Source organism: Microcystis sp. LE19-41.2A, assembly GCF_027530405.1.
GTDB lineage: Bacteria > Cyanobacteriota > Cyanobacteriia > Cyanobacteriales > Microcystaceae > Microcystis > Microcystis aeruginosa.
In genome coordinates this window covers 1-3,460 of sequence record NZ_JAPZQJ010000497.1, presented here as the reverse complement: position 1 = coordinate 3,460, position 3,460 = coordinate 1, and the positions used below count along the sequence as shown (strand labels likewise).

Annotated in this window: 4 protein-coding genes and 1 pseudogene; 3 read left to right on the top strand and 2 right to left on the bottom strand. The window is 46.7% G+C overall.

What is annotated here, in order from left to right:
• Positions 1–12: 12 nt before the first annotated feature.
• Positions 13–135 (bottom strand): annotated as a pseudogene (locus O9290_RS20825) (transposase family protein); the annotation flags it as partial.
• Positions 136–382: 247 nt separating this feature from the next.
• Positions 383–1,024 carry a beta-carboxysome protein CcmP gene (gene ccmP / locus O9290_RS20820; protein WP_004266786.1) on the bottom strand — a complete coding sequence of 214 codons (642 nt, stop codon included), beginning with the start codon at positions 1,022–1,024 and terminating at the stop codon, positions 383–385.
• A 290-nt stretch (positions 1,025–1,314) separates the two neighbouring features.
• On the opposite strand from ccmP, the gene O9290_RS20815 reads away from it, so the two are divergent.
• The 3 genes from O9290_RS20815 to O9290_RS20805 all read left to right on the top strand — a co-directional run.
• Positions 1,315–2,361, top strand: coding sequence for a glucokinase (locus O9290_RS20815; protein ID WP_288026238.1), 1,047 nt, complete (start codon positions 1,315–1,317; stop codon positions 2,359–2,361).
• Positions 2,358–3,341: an acyl-CoA dehydrogenase family protein gene (locus tag O9290_RS20810; protein WP_288056607.1), complete on the top strand. Its 984-nt coding sequence runs from the start codon at positions 2,358–2,360 to the stop codon at positions 3,339–3,341. The genes O9290_RS20815 and O9290_RS20810 overlap by 4 nt, the downstream gene beginning before the upstream one ends.
• A 58-nt stretch (positions 3,342–3,399) precedes the next feature.
• Positions 3,400–3,460: helix-turn-helix domain-containing protein (locus tag O9290_RS20805; RefSeq protein ID WP_287711504.1), on the top strand; the 61-nt coding region annotated here is incomplete at its 3' end.

Sequence of the window (3,460 nt, the reverse complement as noted above, 5' to 3'; positions counted from 1 at the left end):
TAGCTCTCTCTAACCTGAGTATCCTAGCATTGTTCCCAGTATTATTACTACTAATACTATCCATAAAGGGTGTCTTTTTCCTTGATCTTTCCGAAAGTCCTTGACTTGTTTCAGTTTTTCTATTAAGCTCAACATATATTTAAAAAGTTGGCGGTCACTTCTCATTTTACCAAGACAGTGATCGCTTTTACTTTTGATATTCTGATGGGAGAATGAAACAGCCCTAGGGGTTTGGGGGGTAGAACCCCCCAAAAGCTTGGATTGAGTGATAAAATCGGAAGTAATGCCCAATTTTAGCCGAGAGTTTCCAAGTAAAAATCCCAATTGGTAGATTGACAAAAATGAGATGCACCCTTACCTTCTGCCTTTTGCCTTCATTAGCTTATTCTTTTTTGTCGCTACCGGGAAAAACTCGACCTTGAATATTTTCTAACGCTGAAACTGCCGCTCGGGAACCGGCGATAATATCTCGTTCTTCTCCCCCTAAATATAGGCGGCCAAAACTGCCCACGGAAGTAACGTGTAGGATATTAATTAAAGCAGCTTTTTCGGCCTGATTAGCGGCTAGGGAAGCGTAGGCAGCCGGTTGCACTTCTAAAACGTACAAAGTCTGTCCCGCCATTAACATCATACCCCGAGAACTACGGTTAATTAATTGGGCTTGGTAAGCGTCAATGTTGCGAATAATTTGGCTAGAAACAATTTGCGGTTTCAGACAATCGCGCTGACTAACGCCTAAATACTGCAAAATTGCCTGACCGGCCGCCCTGACCTCTCCCTGACTGCTAGAATGGAGTTCTAAGAGTCCATAGAGTCGTTCTACGAATAGAACCCCCGGACGAACCACGGCGGATTTGAGGGCAATATCGGTGATGCGATTAATCTCGATGCCGGGGGAAATTTCAATCCAGAGGGAAGAATCCCCGGGTAAGGGTAAAAATCCTTGGGCGACTGTACCGATGTAAGCGGCGTGTTGAAGCTGTAAATTGTCAAGATAAACGTAACTGCGAAGTTCTACACCCAAGCTAATTTCTCCCTCTCTGGTCTATCTTAAAAGTTATGGGGACAGTGATAGGTTTTGCCGCCCTATCGATCGCCTTGAGGCTACAGTTAGACCTAAAATGTCTTTAAGTCCCCTTTCTGTCCTCTAGCAAATCCCCATTCCAACCCCGGAGCGATGATTAATCAATCCTTAATTAGGGCTTAGGCATTACCATCTTTCACTATAGTATAGAATTGACTGCCCTTAAATTTGCTGGGGAGAAGCGGTAAAAAAAACTATAATTATGGGGACAAACTCAGGGAAAAACCAGCATGACGATTCTTTTAGGGGGAGATATCGGGGGAACTAAAACAATCCTGCGTTTAGTGGATTGCCAAAACTCATCGGATAGTCCCCAACCCCGGCTAATTACTCTCGATCAAGAAATCTATCCTAGTGAACAATACCCCGATCTGGTGCCGATCGTCCGGCAGTTTTTGGCCCGACAAACCACTATTCCCCCAGTGGCAAAAGCTTGTTTCGGTATTGCAGGTCCAGTGGTTAACAATAGTTCCGAATTGACTAATTTAAGTTGGTCCCTAACTGGCGATCGCCTAAGCCAGGAGCTGCAGATTGAGCGAGTAAAATTAATTAATGATTTTGCGGCGATCGGTTATGGGGTGTTAGGATTAGCCCCAGAGGAGCTGCACAATCTACAGGCGGCCCCGGCAGTACCAGAGGCCCCGATTGCGGTTATTGGTGCAGGAACGGGGTTAGGAGAGGGTTTTTTGATTCCTGTGTCGAAGGGTAAATATCAGGTGTTTGCTAGTGAGGGTTCCCACGCCGATTTTGCCCCTCGATCGAGTTTAGAATATCAACTATTAAATTATCTCTTGGAACTCTATAATATCGAGCGCATTTCGGTGGAGCGAGTGGTTTCCGGCCCTGGAATCACTTCTATCTATCGATTTCTCCACGATAGTAACTATAGTCAGTCCTCGCCGGCCATGGCGGAAATTTACCGCGCTTGGTTAGAAGAAATGGGTAAACCGCAAAAAACCGTCGATTTAGCGGCTAAAATTGCCAGTTTTGCCCAAGATAACTCGGATCATCTTTGTTATCAAACCATGAAAATCTTTGTCGAGGCCTACGGTGCGGAAGCGGGCAATTTAGCCCTCAAGTTGCTTCCCTACGGAGGATTATACATAGCGGGAGGGATTGCTGCCAAAAATCTTCCTCTAATGACCGAGGGTAGCTTTATGAAGGCTTTTCGCGCTAAAGGTCGGATGACGGAGATATTAAGCAATATTCCCGTCCATATCGTCCTTAATACTCAAGTGGGACTAATGGGGGCGGTTTACTGTGCTAGTCAGCTATGAGCGATGGTTTACTGGAGATGGCTAGGGATTATTTTCAGAATAGGATCGCCCCGCAAGCGGCCCGGATTGATCACAACCCGATCGCCCTACAATCAGCTTTACAGGGTATGGGCGAGCGCTGTTTGTTAGCTTTGCGTGTTCCCAAAGAATGGGGGGGGGCGGGATGGGAGGAACGCACCTATCAACAATTCCAAATCCTCGGCGCTCGTTATTCCGGCGCTTTAACTTTTCTGCAAACCCAACACCAAAGCGCCGCTAATCAATTAGCCACCAGCAGTAACCAAGACCTGAAAAAGCTTTATCTCCCCAAAATGGCCCGGGGCGAAAAGCTAGTGGGGGTGGGGTTTTCGCAACTACGTCGTCCGGGGGAACCAATGATGAAAGCGTTTCCCGTGACCGGCGGCTATCAACTCTGTGGACAAGTCCCCTGGGTGACGGGATGGGGCTTTTTTGAAGATTTTATCATCGGGGCGACCCTCCTGGACGGGCGATCTCTGTACGGTCTTTTACCGCTGCAAGCTCTCCCCGGTCTGCAATGCAGTCCCCCGATGAAATTATTATCGATGAGTGGGACTAATACGGTGAGCCTTACCATACAAGACTACTTTTTGTCAAGGGATTTTATTGTTAGTTTACAACCGGCGGCGGCGATCGAGGCCAGCGATCAAAAAAATGTTCTCCATCATGGTTTTCATGCCCTTGGCTGTGCTTGGGCGGGCTTAGATGTTATTTTTGCGGTTTATCGACAAAAAGGGCTAGAAAGCCTAAAAAATGCCCATCAACAGCTAGAAAAAGCCCTACTGTCCTGTCAAGAAAAAATGTTAAATTCCCACCAGGCCAGTTTTGCCGAGAAATTGCACTGGCGCGGTCGGGCGATTAATTTGGCTCTACAATGCGCTCAAGGGGCAGTGATTGCCTCCGGTGGGGCGGCGAATATTATTGATCATCGAAAATTTGGGTCTGAAACCCCGCCGTTTTAGGTTGGCTTTGCTGTTAAATATGAGCATCGTTTACGAAATATATGCTAAAATATGAGACATGGAAAAAGCCTATTCTTACCGATTTTACCCGACACCAGAACAAGAGTCGCTATTGCGGC

Bases quoted from the DNA above. Each gene is read 5' to 3' on its own strand.
- O9290_RS20810 (WP_288056607.1), top strand. From the start codon at position 2,358: ATGAGCGATGGTTTACTGGAGATGGCTAGGGATTATTTTCAGAATAGG.
- O9290_RS20815 (WP_288026238.1), top strand. From the start codon at position 1,315: ATGACGATTCTTTTAGGGGGAGATATCGGGGGAACTAAAACAATCCTG.